This is a genomic window from Bradyrhizobium sp. HKCCYLS3070 (assembly GCF_051167575.1).
Taxonomy (GTDB): domain Bacteria; phylum Pseudomonadota; class Alphaproteobacteria; order Rhizobiales; family Xanthobacteraceae; genus Bradyrhizobium.
Map to the genome: position 1 here is coordinate 622,035 of NZ_JBNPTI010000001.1, position 18,606 is coordinate 640,640.

17 protein-coding genes are annotated in these 18,606 nt (G+C 63.4%); 6 read left to right on the forward strand and 11 right to left on the reverse strand.

Features of this window, described 5'->3' with window-relative positions:
* Nucleotides 1-3: 3 nt before the first annotated feature.
* From ACQR03_RS02805 to ACQR03_RS02820, 4 genes are all read right to left on the reverse strand, one after another.
* Nucleotides 4-630: a peptidoglycan recognition protein family protein gene (locus ACQR03_RS02805; protein ID WP_315749652.1), complete on the reverse strand. Its 627-nt coding sequence runs from the start codon at nt 628-630 to the stop codon at nt 4-6.
* A 114-nt stretch (nt 631-744) separates the two neighbouring features.
* Nucleotides 745-1,470, reverse strand: coding sequence for a hypothetical protein (locus tag ACQR03_RS02810; RefSeq protein WP_434840926.1), 726 nt, complete (start codon nt 1,468-1,470; stop codon nt 745-747).
* A gap of 16 nt (nt 1,471-1,486) precedes the next feature.
* The gene (locus ACQR03_RS02815) at nt 1,487-1,840 is read right to left on the reverse strand and encodes a hypothetical protein (protein WP_315749656.1); all 354 of its coding nucleotides are present in this window, start codon (nt 1,838-1,840) and stop codon (nt 1,487-1,489) included.
* A gap of 555 nt (nt 1,841-2,395) precedes the next feature.
* Nucleotides 2,396-3,094, reverse strand: a complete 699-nt coding sequence (locus tag ACQR03_RS02820; RefSeq protein WP_315749658.1) for an N-acetylmuramoyl-L-alanine amidase — start codon at nt 3,092-3,094, stop codon at nt 2,396-2,398.
* 1,573 nt (nt 3,095-4,667) lie between these two features.
* On the opposite strand from ACQR03_RS02820, the gene ACQR03_RS02825 reads away from it, so the two are divergent.
* The gene (locus ACQR03_RS02825) at nt 4,668-5,027 is read left to right on the forward strand and encodes a twin-arginine translocation signal domain-containing protein (RefSeq protein WP_434840927.1); all 360 of its coding nucleotides are present in this window, start codon (nt 4,668-4,670) and stop codon (nt 5,025-5,027) included.
* A 98-nt stretch (nt 5,028-5,125) separates the two neighbouring features.
* On the opposite strand, the gene ACQR03_RS02830 is transcribed toward ACQR03_RS02825, so the two are convergent.
* Both ACQR03_RS02830 and ACQR03_RS02835 read right to left on the reverse strand, forming a co-directional pair.
* Nucleotides 5,126-6,130: an alpha/beta fold hydrolase gene (locus tag ACQR03_RS02830; protein ID WP_434840928.1), complete on the reverse strand. Its 1,005-nt coding sequence runs from the start codon at nt 6,128-6,130 to the stop codon at nt 5,126-5,128.
* Between the two features lie 111 nt (nt 6,131-6,241).
* The gene (locus tag ACQR03_RS02835) at nt 6,242-6,940 is read right to left on the reverse strand and encodes an ArsR/SmtB family transcription factor (RefSeq protein ID WP_434840929.1); all 699 of its coding nucleotides are present in this window, start codon (nt 6,938-6,940) and stop codon (nt 6,242-6,244) included.
* Nucleotides 6,941-7,015: 75 nt separating this feature from the next.
* On the opposite strand from ACQR03_RS02835, the gene ACQR03_RS02840 reads away from it, so the two are divergent.
* Nucleotides 7,016-7,330 (forward strand): NIPSNAP family protein, encoded by a 315-nt coding sequence (locus ACQR03_RS02840; RefSeq protein ID WP_434840930.1) that lies wholly within the window; start codon nt 7,016-7,018, stop codon nt 7,328-7,330.
* Nucleotides 7,331-7,376: 46 nt separating this feature from the next.
* Entirely contained in the window at nt 7,377-8,195 is an 819-nt protein-coding gene (locus ACQR03_RS02845; protein ID WP_434840931.1) for an isocitrate lyase/PEP mutase family protein, read from the forward strand.
* 102 nt (nt 8,196-8,297) lie between these two features.
* On the opposite strand, the gene ACQR03_RS02850 is transcribed toward ACQR03_RS02845, so the two are convergent.
* Both ACQR03_RS02850 and ACQR03_RS02855 read right to left on the reverse strand, forming a co-directional pair.
* Nucleotides 8,298-8,615: a hypothetical protein gene (locus tag ACQR03_RS02850; protein WP_434840932.1), complete on the reverse strand. Its 318-nt coding sequence runs from the start codon at nt 8,613-8,615 to the stop codon at nt 8,298-8,300.
* A 171-nt stretch (nt 8,616-8,786) separates the two neighbouring features.
* On the reverse strand, nt 8,787-9,191 hold the full coding sequence (locus ACQR03_RS02855) for a hypothetical protein (protein WP_434840933.1): 405 nt from the start codon (nt 9,189-9,191) through the stop codon (nt 8,787-8,789).
* A 149-nt stretch (nt 9,192-9,340) separates the two neighbouring features.
* Between ACQR03_RS02855 and ACQR03_RS02860 the strand changes: the two genes are divergently transcribed.
* From ACQR03_RS02860 to ACQR03_RS02870, 3 genes are all read left to right on the forward strand, one after another.
* The gene (locus tag ACQR03_RS02860) at nt 9,341-9,985 is read left to right on the forward strand and encodes a trimeric intracellular cation channel family protein (protein WP_315749670.1); all 645 of its coding nucleotides are present in this window, start codon (nt 9,341-9,343) and stop codon (nt 9,983-9,985) included.
* 315 nt (nt 9,986-10,300) lie between these two features.
* The gene (locus ACQR03_RS02865; protein ID WP_434840934.1) at nt 10,301-13,792 is read left to right on the forward strand and encodes an indolepyruvate ferredoxin oxidoreductase family protein; all 3,492 of its coding nucleotides are present in this window, start codon (nt 10,301-10,303) and stop codon (nt 13,790-13,792) included.
* Between the two features lie 432 nt (nt 13,793-14,224).
* Nucleotides 14,225-14,806 (forward strand): hypothetical protein, encoded by a 582-nt coding sequence (locus tag ACQR03_RS02870; RefSeq protein ID WP_316164582.1) that lies wholly within the window; start codon nt 14,225-14,227, stop codon nt 14,804-14,806.
* A 38-nt stretch (nt 14,807-14,844) separates the two neighbouring features.
* On the opposite strand, the gene ACQR03_RS02875 is transcribed toward ACQR03_RS02870, so the two are convergent.
* From ACQR03_RS02875 to ACQR03_RS02885, 3 genes are all read right to left on the reverse strand, one after another.
* A complete protein-coding gene (locus ACQR03_RS02875) occupies nt 14,845-15,822 on the reverse strand; it encodes a sensor histidine kinase (protein WP_434840935.1) in 978 nt (325 codons plus the stop codon).
* A 90-nt stretch (nt 15,823-15,912) separates the two neighbouring features.
* Complete coding sequence (locus ACQR03_RS02880; RefSeq protein WP_434841199.1) at nt 15,913-16,965, reverse strand: alpha/beta fold hydrolase; 1,053 nt, start codon at nt 16,963-16,965, stop codon at nt 15,913-15,915.
* A 727-nt stretch (nt 16,966-17,692) separates the two neighbouring features.
* Entirely contained in the window at nt 17,693-18,565 is an 873-nt protein-coding gene (locus tag ACQR03_RS02885) for an alpha/beta hydrolase family protein (RefSeq protein WP_434840936.1), read from the reverse strand.
* Nucleotides 18,566-18,606 lie beyond the last annotated feature (41 nt).

The following is an 18,606-nucleotide window of genomic DNA, read 5'->3' on the forward strand; positions in this document are numbered from 1 at the left end:
GGTCTATATCTCCTTCAGGATTGCTTCAATTTCGGGTATCAAGTTCCGCCCGGGACAGTCGGTAGGGGCATGAAGTTTGTGGATGGTGACGCTGGACGTTGGAAGATTCCAACGAATTAAGAGCCACTTTAATAGGCCTCGCAATGCTTCTCTTTGCCCTGGGCGTACCACTTCATGTTCGAAGTCACCCTCGACAGCAATCTGAATGTAACCTCTAGGATCGTAGCCCGTATTAGTGTCACCGGCGAACCTTACATCCCGTCCCTCAGCGATGGAGCCCCTTGCGTCGATGTAGAAATGATAAGGTACATCGGGCCAGGATGGTTTTGACTTTGATGGTGAGACTCGACCTGGCGATTGCGAGAATGCCTGCAAGCCGCGCATCTTCGCCTCGATGCTTGTCGAGTTGTTACTGCGAACGCCCGTATGATGTATAATTATGCCAATGACAGTCTGGGCTGTCATTCCACCATTTGCCGGTTTCGCTCCCCATTGTTCGCGCGACACGATCTCCGGCTGCACGCCCTGAACATCGGGGTTTCGGTCAGCAAAGGACCGCTCGGTACCGGTCGCGCTGCAATTCGAAAGCGTTGCAGCGAGGGCGAGTAACAAAACGAGCTGCTTCCCCATGGCCATTCCTTCGGGTCTGAAGTCGAATAGAGCGTATCCGGGTGCTATTAGGAATGCCTGGACAATGGTCAGGGCGGCCCAAGCTGGACGATCGGCACCAAAGTTAGGCGCGCTTCAGCAGCTATTCTTAAAGTATGCTGTTGGATAGCCGCGCTGCTTGTATCCTTGTGCGGCGCTCTGGGCTGTGTCCCTGTTCAGCGGGCCGACTCCGACACAGTACCAGCCGGCGCGGAAGTTAGGATAGTAATTACGAGCATTTGTGTCGATGAGTTGTGCTTGAAGCGCACCGCTGATTCCGCGGGCGACACTCAGATCTTCGGAACAATATGCTATCGCGTAGTAGCCGCACCTGCGGCCCCCTTCTGAGGGCGGGTTCGGCTGCGTAGGGCTGGGTGCTAAAGCTGCGTTGGGCGCCTGAAGAGCAGCGGGTGCCATCGCCGTTGCAGGTCGGGCACTCGAGTTGGCCTTCTCATTTTCAGAGTCGGCCCTTTCAAAGACGGCATTTGCGAAGCAAGGGCTTGAGCCACTCTTCAACTCCCATACCATCTTGGCTTGAGCATTCGTAGTAAGAATGAGGTAGTAACAGGTAAATCCAGCGCCAGCGATCTGATAGTTCGATCCGCTCTCGCCCCTTGAGCTCGTGATGGAGGCCTGACCGAGATTGGGTAAGCTAGCTTCGCGCGTCTGACCAATCTTGTTGAAGACGATGTGCGGTCCAGGCGGACTGATCGAAACCCACACGCCGTCGAACATTTGTAAGGCATCGTCGGCGAGCGCATTTGTCGAGAAAGCCAATGATACGCTCGTCACCCCGACAACGAGAAAGACGGGAACGCGCATCGCTCACTGCTCCGCGCTAGGGAGGATCTTTCTTGAAATGCGCAGATGGGAAACACACCGATGAGCCACCTTTGAGTTCCCAGGTCATCTCGCTATTGTTTATCTTGCCGACGAAGTATTGACACGAAAAGCCCTCGCCGGAGACTAGGAAGTTCGACCCGTTCTCGCCGTTTGACACCCGGATGGCCGCCTGTCCTAAGACAGGAAGGCTGGCTTCACGAGAGTTGAGGCCCACCTTGTTGAAGATGAAGTGCGGACCGGGCGGATTAACCGAAACCCAAACGCCGTTGAAAATGTCCAGCGCGTCCGCCCGAGCGTTAGCGGTTGCAAAAACAAGAAGGTACCCAAGAGCTATCAAAAAACAGCGCATTGCGCTTCCCCTTCAGGTTAATATACTAAGGTCAAAAAGCCGTATGCGCGGCATTGCCAAGGCTACAACCACTGCATTAGGATTTCCAGTGTTTTGACGAGGCCCGGACTGAGCACGGAAGAAGGGCAGAGGGGGATAGTATGTTGATAGTTAGGGTATGGAAGAGTGATTTCTGTTCGAAGCTTCTGATGGCCGGCCTCTGCGCAGCCTTTTTCCTGCCTCAAGCCCAAGCGCAAACTCAAGGCCTTCTCGATGGTCGGTTGCTCGGCAACTGGCTCAAGAGTGGATCCGGAGACAATATTCGCTTTCTGTCAAATGGTGATTTGAACATTTCGTTTTCCGGGGCGGCAACCGTTTTCAACGGAGTCGGATCGGTCGAGAGGTGTGCCGATGGCGGCGCGAATATTTGCCTAGTCGGGCCGCGCTTTAGGTGTGCCTACCGGTATGCTTTTGCCGGTGAAGGACTAAATCTCTCGTTCCGTACAGGTGGGCCGGACGTGGCCTGTAGAGCCGCGGCAGGCGATTACCGGCGGGTGGAGCCCTAAGCGACTGGGGCTACTTCCGTTCTGAATCGTGTCCATCGAGCAGTCCCGGCGGGGCTTTTGATCCATTGGTCCCGCAAAAACGTCTGCTGACGGTTTGAGTGATTGCTTGCGCTATTTGAGCCTGCATTGTCTCCGTTTGAAGATTGATTTCGTCCGCTCGGTTGACGATCACGCCCGCCTCAAGGAGCAGAGCCGGATAGAAAGCTTCCTTCAGCACGGCTAACCGATCATTCAGATAGATCCCGCGCTGCCGATCAATGAGTTTTCGCCCTTCACCGGGAATCTTCATCGCATGGTGCAACGAAGGCCGCAGTCCTTGCCTGATCAGTTCATCTGCCAAAATCTGGGCAGCCGCTAAGCTTTCGGCAAACTTGGGAGTGAGCTCAGACAGGAAGATCGAAAAGCCGGAAAATTCGTCGCTGTAATGGTTTGCTCGTCCGGCGAAGCTCCATTCATGGATGAATAGCGGCTGAACTGAATCGTGATGAATGGAGATAAATAGAGTTGGAGAATAGCGTTTTGCCTGGGCGACGCGGTTGAGTAGCTGTTCTTGACCTATGCCGTGTACGACCAGCACGCTCACAAGGTACCCCGACCTTGCAAGTTCCAATGAAACCCTGCGAGCGAGGTTGAGGTTGAACTCAAACTCCGGCACGCCGCGCGCGCTAGTCGCTCCGGGTTGCTCAGGCGTGTGGCCGACGTCCAGCATAACCTTCGCGATCGATGTGCAGTGCGGCACAGACGCTGACTGTGATGCTGCGGTCGGTATCAGAGCGATACTGCTAAGGCTGCTCGCGAGAAGGACAGCTCGAAGGCAAGATAATGCTCGCATGGAGGCCCCGGTCCAAAGCACCGCTTCTAATGCACTTGCCGATGGAGACCGATCCGATCAATCATACGGTTGTTCGAGGGAACTGTTAGCAGCCGTCACCACTGCGAAGCCGAGATAAGCAGGCTTTCAACTGGGAAATCCGCCTCGAATAGGCGCTCGCCAAGCAAGTTATATTCGTAGCACAGGCATTTCGATCGTTGGACAACCAACTCTTCTCGGTTGCAGCCAGTCGTGAAGAGCTGGCCGCGTCACCGTTGCTGCGAGCGTAAGCCTGAGCCGATGTATACAAAGCGTCAAGATTTTGATCGAGCTGAGCTAGGCCGCTGTCTGAACAGACAGTTCGTTCCGCCTCATTCAAGCGCGCGGAGCAGGAGAAGCTCGGAGAGACGGGGGGGCGAGGCGGTGGAGGTGGCGGTAACGGTGTCGGTGCCGGTACTGGTACTGGTACCGGTACCGGTACCGGGCTATCGGCTTGCTCGAAAGCAGCTGACTTGAAACAGACGTCCCCACCGCTCTTCAGCTCCCAGACCATTCTTGTCCGCTGGTTGGTGGTGAGTATTAGGTAGAAGCAGGTGAACCCTGGGCCCGAGATTCGGAAATTTGATCCGTCTTCTCCATTGGATGGACCTATCGTGGCTTGGCCTAGTATCGGCAAACTAGCCTCTCTTTGACCCAGGCTGATCGTATTAAACACGACGTGCGGTCCCGGCGGGTTAACTGCCACCCACACGCCGTTGAAAATCTGTGTTGGATCGCCCTGCGCCTGAGCGCCGACGGTTGAGGCTAGGGAGCTCAACAACACCAAGGTAATGGCACGATAAAACACTGCTTGCTCTGAACGTTTTTCAATTCGGGTGCTCAGTCTAATCCGCTCGCCAGCGGCTGATCAAGCCATACTCGACCTGGACCGCGTACGCGTCTCCCGAGGCCGGATCACTATTGCTGCGCCATGTCCGATCGTTACGTGCTGGTCATCCGAACGCGTAGTTCTCCGCCTATTCAAGCGTTCACTCACAAGCGTCGTCCTGAATCGTAGTCGGCAACATTGAACGTCGGGGCTTGCTGCACGTGGCTATGGCATTGGGGTGTATGGTCGCCGCAAGCGTCGCACTCGTTGCAACCCCGTCGGCCGCTGCACCGCCGTCAGCCGCGCCGCTCGACGATGGCGCCGCGGTGGAGCGCGCGATCGGCGGCGCGAGATGTCGCGGCTGATCGCGGACTTCAATCGCGATCGGCCGGGTGTGACGCGTATGCGCGCGAGGTCGTGCTGGCGCAGACGGTCGACGCATGCTCGGTGCCGCCGGAAGAAGCCCTTTCGGATCACGGGGACGACGTGTCGATGGTATCATGTGCGCGCCATTTGGCTGTGATCGACTAAGTTCAGCTCACGTTCAGGTGATCGGTCGAATACTCCCTTCATGCCCTGGCTCGTGCATCATGGAGGCGTGCGATGGAACGACGGAACTTCCTCAAGCTGGCATTGGGGTTCGGCTGCGCGGCGGCGGCCGGCGCCGTGCTCCGCACCACCGATGCAGTCGCTGCGCCGCTCGCGCCATTGCCGCTGAACGAGGCGGCGCCTTCAGCCAGGGATCAGCACGTCGAGCCCGCGGTCGGTTCGCAGGATGAGGCCGACCGGCTCGCGCCGGAGCAGGTTCGCTGGGGGCATCACGGTCATCATCACCGACACCATGGTCACGGCCACCATTGGGGCTGGCGCCGGCGGCATTGGGGTTGGCGGCGCCGTCATTGGGGCTGGCGCCACCATCATCGGCACTGGCACCGCCATTGGCATCGCCGCCACCATTGGTGATCGGCGCAGCCGCATTGCGAGAAAGCGCAGTTTCTGGCGTGTGACCGCAACACGGCAGGGGTCGGCGTGGCGCGATCCCTGTCGCTCATTGTTTGCTTTCACCTGCCGAGGAAGTCCAGCAGCAGTGCGTCGTATTTGTCCGGCGCATCGAGGAAGACGATGTGGCCGGCATTGGCGACCACCTCGGCGCGCGCATCGCCCATCCGGCTGGCCAGGCCCTTTGCCAGCTCGGCGTTCTGGCCCATCTTCGCTCTCAAGGCCTCGGGCGCGTTGGGCCGCCCCGGCGCGTTGTGATCGTCCGCGCCCATGATGAACAGCGTCGGCTGCGCCAGCAGCGGGATCTCGTGCACCACCGGCTCGCGGTAGATCATCTGATAGGAGCTGACGAAGCTCTTCAGCCAGCGCGAATAGTCGGCGCTTTGCTTCAGGTTGAAGCGTGCATCGATGAACGGCGTGACCTGCTCCGGCGGCAGCTTCAGCGCGTAGTTGGTCTCCAACTGCTTGCGATAGCCGTCCGCCGTCAGCCGGTCCTCACTCTCGATGATCTTTTCCGACGGGATCGGCGGCACGTAGACGCGATAGTCCTCGAGCCCGATCGGCGCGGTCAGCACGAGATGCGCGACGCGGTCGGGATAGGCGCGGGCGATGCGCACGGCCAGCATGCCGCCCATCGAATGCGCGACGATATCCACCTTGGCGATGCCGAGGTGATCGAGCAGCGTCATGGTGTTGCGCGCCAGCGTGTCGAAATGCAGCTCGCCTGCAGGCTTGGATGATTTGCCGAAGCCGACCTGGTCGGGCACCACGACGCGGAAGCCGGCGTCGGTCAGTGTCTTGATCACGGGCGCCCAGTAGCTCGAGGGGAAGTTGCGGCCGTGCAGCAGCAGGGCAACGCGGCCGTTCGGCTGCGCCGGCGCCACATCCATATAGGCCATGCGCAGCTGCTCGCCGTCATTGACCAGGGGCAGCAGGCTGACCGGATACGGATAGGGGAAACCTTCGAGATTGATGCCATAGGGCTCGCGCGGCGCCTCCGCCGCCGGGGCGACGGTCGGGGCGAGGACGAGCAGGGCGGCACAGAAGGCGACAGCGAAACGGGACATGAAGACTCCACGACGGACGTGACGAGATGGTCGTCAACCGTCACGCGGTGCCCCGCGTTCGCCTTGGCCGCAAGGCACGAGGGCCGCGCTGCGATAAAGAGCGCGTGATCGTCAGTCGTCGGCCGGACCGAACAGCGCCGCGAAATGCTTTTCGCCGGCGCGGCTGAAATTGACCACGCGACTGCCTGGGGTGGCATCGCGCGCCGCCCATTTCAGCTCGGTGAAGCGCTTCATCAACGCTGCGCCGAGCGTGCCGGCGAGATGATGCCGCCGCGCGCTCCAGTCGAGGCAGGCCTTGCAGACGGGCCGGCGCGGATGCGCCAGCATTTCCGGCGAGATCCGCAAATGCTGCGCCAGGAAATGTCTGCCGTCCTCGGTCAGCACGATCTCCTGCTTGCGCCGGCGGACCAGCTTCTGCCTCGTCATGCTGTCGAGCATCTGCACGCCGAGATCGCCGGCGAGGTGGTCGTAGCAGATGCGCGCGCGCCGCAGCTCCGGCTCCTTCGGCCCGGTGCGCATCCGCATGTGGCCGGCGCGCGCGGCAAGGCCGGCGAGCTTCTCCAGCACGTCGGCGACATCGGGATCGGCGAGCCGGTAGTAGCGGTGACGGCCCTGTTTCTCCGGCTCGACCAGGCCGCCGCCTTCGAGCTTGGCAAGATGCGAGCTCGCCGTCTGCGGCGTCACGCCCGCTTCCTGGGCGAGCTCGGTCGCGGTCAGCGCACGGCCCGAGAGCAGCGCAGTCAGCATGTTGGCGCGGGCGGGATCGCCGACCAGCGCCGCCACCATCGCAATGTCCGGACCTGATTTCATACTTCGATGCTAGCCGAAGTATTCTCGCCCGGCAAGCGGATAGTGTCGACGATACAGAACTCACCGGAGGTTGTCATGACCATCACCGTCTTCATCCGCTATCGCATCGATCCGTTCAAACGCGACGTGTTCGAGGCCTATGCCAGGCGCTGGCTGTCGATCATCCCCCGTTGCGGCGGCGACCTGATCGGCTATTTCATGCCTCATGAAGGCACCAACGACATCGCCTACGGCCTGATTTCATTCGACAGTCTCGCGGCTTACGAGCGCTATCGCGCAGCCTTGCGCGGCGATGCCGAGGGCCGGGCGAACTTTGCGCTGGCCGAGGAGCACAAGCTCATTCTGGGCGAAGAGCGAACATTCTTGCGCAACGTCGTGGCGGCGCAATGATCGCGGCTCTATGCTGCCGCAACGCGAGGATGCATGGGAGGATGACATGACGTTGATCAACACGGCGGACAAGCGCGCGGCCTTTCGCAAGCTGCACGCGGCCGGCTGCTTCGTGCTGCCGAACCCGTTCGACGCCGGCACGGCCAAAATGCTGCAACATCTCGGCTTCAACGCGGTCGCCTCGACCAGCGCCGGCTTCGCGTGGTCGATCGGCAAGGCGGACACCGGCACGACGCTCGACGAGATGCTCGCGCATCTGGCGGCGCTGTCCGCGGCGGTCGACATTCCCGTCAACGCCGATTTCGAGGGCGGCTTCGCCGATGCCCCCGAGGGCGTGGCCGCCAACGTCACGCGCGCGGTTGCCACCGGCGTCGCGGGTCTGTCGATCGAGGACTCCACGGGTGACAAGGATGATCCGCTCTACGCGCGCGAACTGGCGGTTGCGCGCATCCGCGCCGCACGTCAGGCGATCGATGCAAGCGGTGGGGACGTGCTGCTGACCGGCCGCTGCGAGGCGTTTCTCTGGGGCAAGCCCGACCTCAAGCTCGTGACCGATCGCCTCGCGGCCTATGCCGAGGCCGGCGCGGATTGTCTGTACGCTCCGGGGATCAAGACGGTCGAGGAGATCACGGCTGTCGTCAACGCGGTGGCGCCCAAGCCTGTGAACCTGCTGATCGGCGCGTCGGGTCTGTCATTGAGCCAAGCCGCCGAGCTCGGCGTGCGCCGCATCAGCGTCGGCGGTTCGCTGGCGCGGGTGGCCTGGGCCGGCTTCGTCCGGGCGGCCAAGGAGATGGCCGAGCAGGGCACCTTCACCGAACTGGCCAACGGCTATCCCGGGGGCGAGCTGAACAAGCTCTTCGGTTGAGATCAGGCTGCGCGCCCGTCCTCCCGCAGATACTGATCTCATCTGCCTGTAGAAAAGCCGCGGACTCTGCCGCGGCTTTTCAGTCTGATTTGCTGAAATCGCTTAGTAGCGATCCGTTCCGATGCCGACGCTGACGCCCGGGGCGCGGAAGCCGATGCCGCCGCGGTCTTGGTAGCCGCGCCGCTCGATGTAGCGCTCACGCGGAGCGTACGCGTAGGAATCGCGATCTTCGCCTTGAATGATGACGCGGCGTTCACTGCGCTCGCGCCAACAGCGGCCTTCCTCGTTACAGACCATCCGGACGTTCTGGATGTCTCGTTGCGGGACCGCCGAGGCTGCGGGAGAGATCGGTGCCGCCGAAGCGGCGGTCACGGCCAGCGTGCTTGCCGCGGCTGCGATAGCTATGGAGAGAGCTTTCATTACGTATCTCCTGGGTGAGAGTGTCAATGAGCCAACCGGTTCGCGCTGCTATGGTTCCATGGCGGCCCTCGCACGCTTCGCGTAATTTGTTGGAGGACTCGCCAAAAAACGGCGGCGGGTGATTGCTCACCCGCCGCCCAGGAGTGGGACCGCTGATTGCCGTCCGCGAGATTATTTGACGGCGTTGGGCTTGTCGCTCGGGGCCGCCGGCGGCGGTGTGGTGCGATCTCCCGCGGCGCCGGTCGTCACGCCGGACGACGTGTTATCTTTGGTGGTCGAGGCGGATTGCGCGGCCGGCGTGGTGCTCGCCTGATCGTTGCGCATCGACATGTTGTTCAGCCCGTAGAACACGGCGCCGAGCAGGATCGCGATGCCCAGGGCGTACGCTGCGATCCGGCCGGTCGAGGCGGAGCCTTCCCTCAACTCGGGATCGGGCTGCAGCTGGCTGTCCGTCCGCGCCGCGCGCTCGTAGTCGGCGCCGGTCATGTCGGCACCGGGCATGCCGGGCCGCGTCGTCATGTCCGGCCGGTTCATGCCGTCGGGATAGCGTTCGTTCGGGAGCCGTTCGTTGGCCATGATGTCCTCCTTGCGATTGTCACCCGACAACCAGTCGGGCCCCGGCTCTGTTCCGCGAAACCTTACGAAATCCCCAGTCGATCCGTTGCACCGCGCGCTAAGGTGCCTCGCGTGCACTGCGATTCTCCGTCCTTTTGTTGGAGCCTTCGATGTGGAACCTGCCGCCCGGTGACAGCGTGTTGCATCTGTTGACCTGGGTGGCGCTGGCGGCGCAGGCGATGACGGCCGCGCTGGCGGCGGGACGCCGCAGCATGGACTGGATGGGCGTCTGCTTGTTGGGGGCGATCACCGCGCTCGGCGGCGGCACCTTGCGCGACGTGCTGCTCGGCCACTATCCGCTTGCCTGGGTCGAGCAGCCGTCCTTGCTGCTGCTGACCGTGCTGGCGCCGTTCGTGACGATCGCCATGGCGCGCCTGGTTCACAGGCTGACCATGGCGTTCCTCGTTCTCGATGCGGTCGGCCTCGTCGTGTTCACGATGACGGGCTGCGACATCGCCTGGCAGATGAACGTGCCGATCGGCATCGTCATCGTCGCCGGGATGATCACGGGCTGCGCCGGCGGCGTGCTGCGCGACATCCTGTGCAATGACGTGCCATTGCTGTTTCGCGCCGAGCTCTACGCCAGCGTGTCCCTCGTCACGGGCCTGGTCTATGCGACCGGCTTGTCGCTCGGCATCGCCAGCGGATGGTGGACGGCGCTGACCTTCGCGCTCGGACTGTCGTTCCGGCTGCTCGCGATCCGCTACAAATGGAACATGCCGCGCTTCGTATTTGCGGGCGACGATCGGGGCTGAAGAAGGCGATCTTATCGCATCGCACAATTCGTTCGGGCCGGAATCGTGCCGGCCACTACGGTTCAGTCACCGTCCGCCGAGCCGCCAAAGCCATGGTGCGCATCATCCCATTTCGCGGCAGTGGCCGTTTTCGACACAAACCGCAAAAGCCGCAGCCGGCTCCCGCCACGAAATTGCGATTTCGGTTGGCTGCCCTGCGCAGACGAGATTTGTGATGCGCATTCTTCAAAAGCAGACATAAATGATTGGCAGAACGCGCGCTTCCGCCGGCCGGCGGCAGCCGCGCACCCTGACAAGGCACGGCAAGAGGGCGGAATGGGACTCAACGAGAGCGAGATCAATCTCGACCAGAAATACACCGCAAGCTCCGGCCACATCTTCCTGACCGGCATCCAGGCGCTGGTGCGGCTGCCGATGGCCCAGATCCGGCGCGACCGCGCCGCCGGCCTCCATACCGCCGGCTTCATCTCCGGCTATCGCGGCTCGCCGCTCGGCGGCTACGACCAGCAGCTGTTCTCGGCCCGCAAGCATCTCGAGCAGTACAACATCAAGTTCCAGCCCGGCGTGAACGAGGACCTCGCGGCGACCGCGATCTGGGGCTCGCAGCAACTCGCACTGTCGCCCGGCGGCAGGTATGACGGCGTCGTCGGCATCTGGTACGGCAAGGGCCCCGGCGTCGACCGCTGCGGCGACGTGTTTCGCCACGGCAATGCGGCCGGCTCCGCCAAGAACGGCGGCGTGCTCTGTCTCGCCGGCGACGACCACGGCGCCAAATCCTCGACCGTGCCGCATCAGTCCGACCATGCCTTCATCTCGGCGCTGATGCCCTATCTCTATCCGTCCTCGATCCACGAGATGATCGAGATGGGCCTGCTCGGCATCGCGATGTCGCGCTATTCCGGCTGCTGGGTCGGAATGAAGGTGATCACCGAGACGGTGGAGACGACCGCCGAGATCAACCTCAACGACGAGATGACGCCGTTCGTCATCCCCGCCGATTTCGAGATGCCGCCGGGCGGCCTCAATCTGCGCTGGCCGGATGACCGCTTTGAGCAGGACCGGCGGCTGCAGGACTACAAGGGCTTTGCCGCGATCGCCTTTGCCCGCGCCAACAAGGTCAACCGCATCACGATGGACTCACCGAACGCCCGCTACGGCATCATGGCGTCGGGCAAGAGCTATGAGGACATCCGCCAGGCGCTGCGCGAGCTCGGGATCACCGAGGAGGTCGCCGCCAGGATCGGGCTTCGCCTCTACAAGATCGGCATGCCCTGGCCACTGGAGCCGGAAGGCGTGCGGCAGTTCGCGGTCGGCCTCGAGGAGATCTTCATCATCGAGGAGCGTCGCGAGATCGTCGAGAACCAGGTCAAGCAGGAGCTGTTCAACTGGCGCGACGACGTCCGCCCGCGCATCGTCGGCAAGATGGACGACCACGACAAGCGCTTCCTGCCGTTTGCCACCGAGCTCTCCGTCGCCTCGCTCGCGACATCGCTCACCGAGCGTCTTCTCCGCCTCGACCTCAACCCCGAGATCAAGGCGATGCTGCGCGCCAAGGCCGACTGGTTCAACGGCCGCGACGCCTCGCAGATGCAACTGGTCTCGCCGGTGGCGCGCACGCCGTATTTCTGCTCGGGCTGTCCGCACAACACCTCGACCAAGGTGCCCGAGGGCAGCCGCGCGCTGGCCGGCATCGGCTGCCACTTCATGTCGCTGTGGATGAACCGCAACACCGAGACCTTCACCCATATGGGCGGCGAGGGCGTGCCGTGGGTCGGCATCGCACCGTTCACCGACGAGAAGCACATCTTCGCCAATCTCGGCGACGGCACCTATTTCCATTCCGGCAGCCTCGCGATCCGCCAGTCGATCGCCTCCAAGGCCAACATCACCTACAAGATCCTCTACAACGACGCGGTCGCGATGACCGGCGGCCAGCGCCATGACGGCGATTTGTCGCCGCAGCAGATCACCTTCCAGCTGCATGCCGAGGGCATCCGCGAGATCTATCTGGTCTCGGAGAATCCAGACGCCTATCCGGCCGACAGCATCGCGCCCGGCGTCAAGCTTGCGCACCGCGACGAGCTCGAAAACGTCATGAAGACGCTGCGCGAGACCAAGGGCGCCTCGGCCATCGTGTTCGTGCAGACCTGCGCCGCCGAGAAGCGCCGCCGCCGCAAGCGCGGCACGATGGAGGATCCGCAGCGCCGCGTCTTCATCAATCCCGCCGTCTGCGAGGGCTGCGGCGACTGCTCGGTGCAGTCGAACTGCATCTCGGTCGAGCCGCTGGAGACCGAGCTCGGCCGCAAGCGCGTCATCAACCAGTCCTCCTGCAACAAGGACTATTCCTGCGTGAAGGGCTTCTGCCCGTCCTTCGTCACCATCGATGGCGGCAAGCCGCGCAGCCGCGCGCCCGCTGAGCTCGGCGACATCGGCGAGATGCCGGAACCGCTGACCAAGCCGTCACTGGAGCGGCCCTACAACGTCGCGGTCGGCGGCGTCGGCGGCACCGGCGTGCTGACGATCGGCGCGCTGCTCGGCATGGCCGCGCACATCGAGGGCAAGGCCTCGATGATCCTCGACATGTCGGGCCTCGCGCAGAAGGGTGGCGCGGTGCTCAGCCATGTCCGCCTCTCCGAGAATACGGCTGACGTGACCTGCTCGCGCATCGTCACCGGGACCGCCGACCTCGTCATCGCCGCCGACGAAGTGGTGGCGGGTGCCAAGGAGACGATCACGCTGTGCGATGCCGAGCGCACCCATGGTGTCATCAACAGCCATCTGATCCCGACCGCCGATTTCGTGCTCAACCGCGACTTCAATTTCCAGAACCGCAAGGTGACGAGCCTGCTGGAAACGGCGCTGCACAAGGACTCGACCTTCCTCGATTTCACCAAGCCGGCCGAAGCGCTGCTTGGCGACAGCATCGCCACCAACATGATGATGATGGGCTACGCCTACCAGAAGGGCCTGCTGCCGCTGTCGGCCGAGGCGATCGAGAAGGCGATCGCGATCAACGGCGTCGCGGTCAAGATGAACACCGAGGCGTTCCGGCTCGGCCGCCTCGCGGTGGTCAACCCGGAGCGGCTCGCCGACATGATGACCGGCAAGGACGAGGCGGTGCCGCCGAAATCGCTTGAGGCGATGACGCTCGACGAGATCATCGCCCACCGCATGACCTATCTCACGGCCTACCAGAACGGCCGGCTCGCCAAGCGCTACCGCAAGCTGGTCGATCAGGTGCGCGAGGCCGCCGACAAGGGCGGCTACGGCGAGGCGCTGCCGCGCGCGGTCGCGATCAACTACGCCAAGCTGCTGGCCTACAAGGACGAGTACGAGGTGGCGCGGCTGTTCTCGGACGGCACCTTCCAGAGGCAGCTCCACGACGCCTTCGAGGGCGACTACAAGATCTCCTTCAACCTCGCGCCGCCGATCCTCAATTCCGGCCTCGATCCCCAGGGGCGGCCGAAGAAGCGCAGCTTCGGCCCGGGCATGATGAAGCTGTTCCGGCTGCTGGCGAAGCTCAAGGGCCTGCGCGGCACGCCGCTCGACATCTTCGGCTATGCGGCCGAGCGCCGGATGGAGCGCGACCTGATCGCGGGCTATGAGAAGGACGTCGCGACGGTGCTGAACTTGTTGTCGCCGGCCAATGCCGAGATCGCCGTCGAGCTGCTGTCGCTGCCCGACAAGATCCGCGGCTACGGCCCCGTCAAGGAGAAGGCGGTGAACGACGCGAAAGTGCGTTATGCGCAACTCGCCGCCGACCTCGCCAGCCCGCCGCCGGCGCCACGGCAGATGGCGGCGGAGTAGGCACTCCAGGCGACGTGCCGTAGGGTGGGCAAAGGCGCGCGAGCGCCGTGCCCACCATCATGCGATCTGTATACCTCTCGTCATTCCGGGGCGCTCGTGCGCGCCTGCGCGAGCCGGGAATCCATAACCACAGACGGGATCATTGCGCGAGATTTTCGCTTTCGTCGTCGCAGCGGCCCGTCGTGGCTCTGGAACCCGCGCTCAGCTCTCACGTCAAATGGCTCCGCTATTTTGTCGAGCGGTCTGCCCCGGAATGACGCCTGGGAGTGTGTCGTGCGCTCACACCACCGTCATTGCGAGCGTAGCGAAGCAATCTAGCGTCCTTGCCCAACTCTGGATGACTCCCGTTCACCCACTTGTGCGGATGTCGCATAAATCTGCCGTATTCACTACATGTTGCTATATGCATGGAGGCGTCGATAGGGGTGATCCATGCGAGTTCTGGTTTTCTTGTTCGCGGCTATCGCGGCGATATCGACCTCGAGCCACGCCGAGGTCATGTCCTGGCGTGGCGTGGGGCCGGTCGACCTGGGCATGACCGTTGCCGAGGCCGAGCGTGCGTTGAACGCAAAGCTTGGTCCGATGGAGCCGCCGTACACGAAGGAGTGCTATGTCGCCAGTCGCGCCGACGGCAAGGACGAAGCGCTGTCCTACGTGATCGTCGATGGCAGGATTGCCGTGATCTACCTCTTTCTCGACGATGGGCGTCGACCAGATCCGAAGATCGTCGACGCGAACGGAGTTGGAGTGGGGTCGACGGAGGCCGACATCGCGGGTGCCTATGGAGCGACGGAGCGGACATTCGCGCCATACGAGAGCGAGGAGACCGAGGAAGACAAGGCCGAGCGGCTGAAGCAGGGTGTCACGGAGCCGCCACCCGCACCCAATCATTGGGTGATCGCCAAGAGCCCGGATGCCAAGAGAGCGATCATTTTCGAGACCCGGGATGATAAGGTGATCTACTGGAGGACGGGAATCTTGCCGGCGGTCATGTCCTGGGAGGATTGCATATAGTGCCCACGTGAACGAAGCGACACGGGCGGCCAGGGGCGTCAGTTCGCCATCCGCTCCCGGCTCATGCGCAGCGTCACGACCAGGCCTTCGGCGGACCAGTCGAAGGCGATGGTGCCGCCGAGCTGGGCGTTCATGCTGCGATGGATCAGTTTGCTGCCGAAGCCTTCGGTGGTGTCGGCCGACTTCGGCGGCCCGCCGCGCTCGGTCCACATGATCACCACTTCGTCGGCATGCGCGTTGCACGACACGTCCAGCGTGCCGCTCGAAACCGACAGCGAGCCGTATTTCGCCGAGTTGGTCGCGAGCTCGTGGATGACCAGTGCCAATGTCGTGCTCGAGCGTTCTCCGACATTCATCTTGGGCACCGACACGCGGATGCGGACGCTGGCGCCTTTCTCGTCGTAGGGGGCAAGCAGCACCGAGACGAGATCGCCGAGCAGGGCTGCTTGGTTCGTCCCGCCCGGCCGCGGACGTATCAGATCCTGGGCACGGCCCAGCGCGATCAACCGGCTGGCGAGCTCGTGGGCCATGTCCTCCTTTGTCGCCGCCGTGCGCGACGTCATCTGCGTCAGCGCGGTGGCGATCGTCAGCAGGTTCTTGACCCGATGGCTCATCTCGCCCGCCAGCAGCTCGTTGGCTTCTTCGGCCTGCTTGCGCTGGGTCACGTCGAGGAAGATGCCGAACATCAGCCGCTCGGCGATGTCGGCATCGTCGCCTTGGCCGCGGGCGGAAATCCAGCGGATTTCGCCATCCGCGAGAATGCGAAAATCGATCTCATAAGCGCCGACGATCGCCCGTGTCGCCGAAAACGCCGATCTCACCCGTTCGAGATCGGCGGGGTGAATGTTCTGGGAGAGCACCTCGAATGTGATCCTGCTCTTGGTCTTGGGCACCTCCCACAGCTCATAGGCGCGCTCGTCCATCGTGATCGCGTCGGTGTCGACGTTCCACGACCACAGGGCCACGCCGGCAGCTTTGGTGGCAGCGCGCAGATGCTTTTCGTGCCAGATCGGCATGCACGCGTCCTCGGCCGCCATGAGTTCGATCCCCGCTTTCTTCGCCGCTCTGCAAGCTACGGATCCCGCAATCCGGCAGCCGCACTCCGACTACGCCGCCGCTGCGACTTCGTCGATCGAGGACATGACGGCCTCGGTCGCCGTCTGATGCACCATGTGGCCGGCGCCGCGCACGCGGCGAAAGGTGCTCTGGCTGACGTCGTGATGAAGCCGTCTGGATTGGGCGTCGATGTCGATCAGGCGATCCTGATCGCCGGCAACGATCACGACCGGCATCTTCAGCTCACCGTACGCTCTCCTGAAGCGGAAAGCATCGGGAATCATCAGTGCGGCCTCCGCGGCGGAGGCGCGGATCTGCGACGGGCGAACCGCCATTTCCTTGGGGAAGCCGGCAAACTTCGCCGGAACCGATCGCGGGCCGAACAGCTTGGCCATCAGCAGCGGCCACATCATCCGGCTGATCAGAGGGGAGATGGTGTAGCGCAGGATATCGCCCAGCAAGGGAATGGCCGGAGCCGATCCGGCCACCACGTCGGACCGGAAGGTCGGATAGTAATAGCCAGAGGCGAGCACCATGCCCTTGACCATGGCCGGATGTTCGAGGGCGAGCGCGACGGCGACGGATGCGCCCCAGGAATGACCCAGGACGAAGGCCTCCGAGACGCCCAGGCGATCGAGCGCGCTCTTGATTAGCCCGGCCTGCGCCGTCGGCGTCCACACGACGTTGCGCGGCCGGTCGCTGTGGCCGAAGCCCGGCCGGTCGAACGCAATGACACGGTAGTTCTGCGCCGCCAGATCGATCAGGCCGCTGGAGGCGAAGTCCTGGATCATGCTGCCGTTGCCGTGCAGCAGCACCAGCGGCACGCCGATGCCGCGCTCGACATAGTGCAGCCGGACGCCGTCGACGTCCATGAACTGGCCGGCGGGAGGATTGGCCCGCTCGGCAGACTTGGCGAGGCGGCGATTGACGAGCGCCGTGATGGCCAGGACGGCCGTGGCCGCCGCTGCCGCCAGAAGAAATGGATGAGTCTTCGCCAGCGACCGGCTGCGACGCGCCAGCGGCTGGAGGGATGGTGTCGAGTTGGTCAGGCGGCTGGGCGTCGACGCCGCGAGCGCGCGCGCTGTGGTCCGGGCTGCGGTCATCATCTGCCCTCATGGAAAGGCGTGCACGACATCTGGAGGATCCGAGAAATGATGCAGCGCAGGAGCAACGGCCGGTCACGCGGTTCGTTCCGTTGTGCCGTCCTGGCGCGCATGGCCGGGGTGTAGGTCGACCTCCGAGCGTTCCGGCCGAGCTCGACCAGCGCAATCGGTCCGGCTTCTGCACCCGGCGGATCGAGGCAGGACTCCCCACAGATGTGCCTTGCGCAAACGGCCCGTCGGGCAGAATCTACTTTACGAAATTCAGAAATTGTGCTTTGATGCGCGCATCCCGCCTCGGCCGGAGGGGCGTTGCGCGCGATCGTCACGACACGCGAGGCGGGGAGCGATGGCCGCACTTGTGCCGCAGCGTGTCTTCGGACGCGCCGACGAACGGCATGGTGCGGACGTGAAGTCGCAGCGTGCTGACACCCCGATGCTGGTGTCCCGCGCAATGCGCAAGCATTGTCGCGAATGGTGGCCAACAAGCCCGGCGCACCAGGCAGACTGCGTATAAGCGTTAAGACCGTCGCGCAGGGAAGGCCGGGCGTTCTCGGCTGCACCTGTGGTACCTGCCGCCTGCATTTTTTTCGCAGGCGGGCCGCAGGCGTCAGCCGACGCCTGGCCTTCCCTGCGCCCTCCGACTTGATGAGGGTGAACGACATCAGCACAGCTCGGGCAGCATCTGCCGCGGGAGCGCTCGCTCATGGGCTATGACGAACCGATCGCGTCAGCTTTCGAGCAGCCACTCCGTCGCGCTGCGCCACAGCGTGTCGTGATGCGCCGCGCGGAAGAAGCCCATATGGCCGATTGCGGACGCCCCGACGTCCTGCGGCGCGATGTCGAGCAGCTCCGGCGTCGTGCCCGTATAACCAGCGCACAGCAGCTCAACCGCGGGCCGCGTGGCCCAGGGATCGTCGGCGAGGCACAGCGCCCGGACGGGACTCTTGAAGTTGGCGTAGTTGGCAAGCGGCAGCGATGCGTCATCGAACAGATAGCGCGGGCTCATGATCCAGCGCACCCATTGCAGGAAGACACCCTTCGGCAGGTCCTCGCCGACGCCACTCCAGCCCGGCGTGTAACCCAGCGCATGAGTCAGCGGGACGCCAACGCCGTTGAGCATCGTCGCCACGCGCCAGCGTTCGCCCGGGGCCATCAGCTTCCAATAGCCGGCCTGCGAGGCGATGAAGAGGGCGCGCGACACCTCGGTGTTGTTGGCGAGCAGGCCGAGCGTCTGGCCGCCGAAGGAGTGGCCGACATAGCGCAGCGGCAGCGCACCATAGCGCGCACGCATCCAACCGACCGCGCCGGTGATGTCGAGTGCGGCCCAGTCGGTCATCGAGGCCGCAAAGCCCTTCAGGGAGCGGGGACGGCTGCCGCCGATCCCGCGATAGTCGTAGGTCAGAACCGCGCAACCCTGCTGGGCAAGATGAGCAGCGAAGCCGCGATAGATCCGGCGCGGGATCGCTGCGCCGGAATTGATCAGCACGGCATGCGCCGGCGTGCCGCGCGGCATGAACAGGGTGCCCGCGAGCGCAAAGCCATCGACGGCCGGAAGGGTCAGATCCTCGCTCGAAACGCCGTCGGATCCCGTCTCAGCCACGCCTCGTCCTCCCATCACTTGCCCTTCCGCAGCAAAGTCAA